The 424-nt window shown below is 76.4% G+C and carries 1 protein-coding gene; it reads right to left on the bottom strand.

Going from position 1 to position 424, the window contains the following annotated elements; all coding sequences use genetic code 11:
* A partial coding sequence (locus PUR71_RS06490; protein ID WP_329925369.1) for an AMP-binding protein occupies positions 1 to 424 on the bottom strand: 424 nt, incomplete at both ends.

The raw sequence follows: 424 nt of genomic DNA on the forward strand, positions 1-424 counted from the left end.
CCTTCAACACGGCCAGCACGGACACCACCGCGTCCACCGACCGCGGCAGCGCCACCGCCACCACCGACTCCGGACCCACACCCCGCACCACCAACTCCCGCGCCAGCCGGTTCGCCCGCGCGTTCAGCTCACCGAAGCTCACCTCGCGGTCGCCGTCGACCACCGCCGGCGCGGAGGGCTGCTCCGCCGCCCTCGCCTCGAACAGCCGGTGGGCGAGCGGGCCGGAGTCCGCGGCGCGCTCGGCTCCCGTCCCGTGGGCCAGGAGGGCGGTCCGCTCGGCGGGCTCCAGGAGCTCCAGCGCACCCACCCGGGCGTCCGGGTCCGCCACCATCCCGGCCAGCAGCCGGACGAACCGGCGCACGAGCGCCTCCGCCGTCGAGCGGTCGAACAGGTCCGTGGCGAACTCCAGCTCACCGCCGATCCC

Source organism: Streptomyces sp. SP17BM10 (assembly GCF_036322405.1).
Classification (GTDB): Bacteria; Actinomycetota; Actinomycetes; order Streptomycetales; family Streptomycetaceae; genus Kitasatospora.